The sequence below is a fragment of the Algibacter ulvanivorans genome, assembly GCF_048381495.1.
Lineage (GTDB): Bacteria > Bacteroidota > Bacteroidia > Flavobacteriales > Flavobacteriaceae > Algibacter_B > Algibacter_B ulvanivorans.
Genome location: NZ_JBLWGD010000099.1, coordinates 1 through 277, shown reverse-complemented (window position 1 = coordinate 277; position 277 = coordinate 1). Strand labels below are relative to the sequence as shown.

Sequence of the window (277 nt, the reverse complement as noted above, 5' to 3'; positions counted from 1 at the left end):
CAACAGTACCAACAGGTACATCCGATGAAAACGATCCATGTAGCCCAGTAGGCATCAACACAACCGATAGTGATGGTGATGGTTTAACGGATTGTGAAGAAACTACAGGTATAGACGATCCGAGTACACCAACAGTACCAACAGGTACATCCGATGAAAACGATCCATGTAGCCCAGTAGGCATCAATACAACCGATAGTGATGGTGATGGTTTAACGGATTGTGAAGAAACTACAGGTATAGATGATCCAAGTACGCCAACAGTACCAACAGGTAC

1 pseudogene is annotated in these 277 nt (G+C 44.4%); it reads left to right on the top strand.

Features of this window, described 5'->3' with window-relative positions:
* Positions 1-277, top strand: a pseudogene (locus ACNG5D_RS16120) (hypothetical protein); the annotation flags it as partial.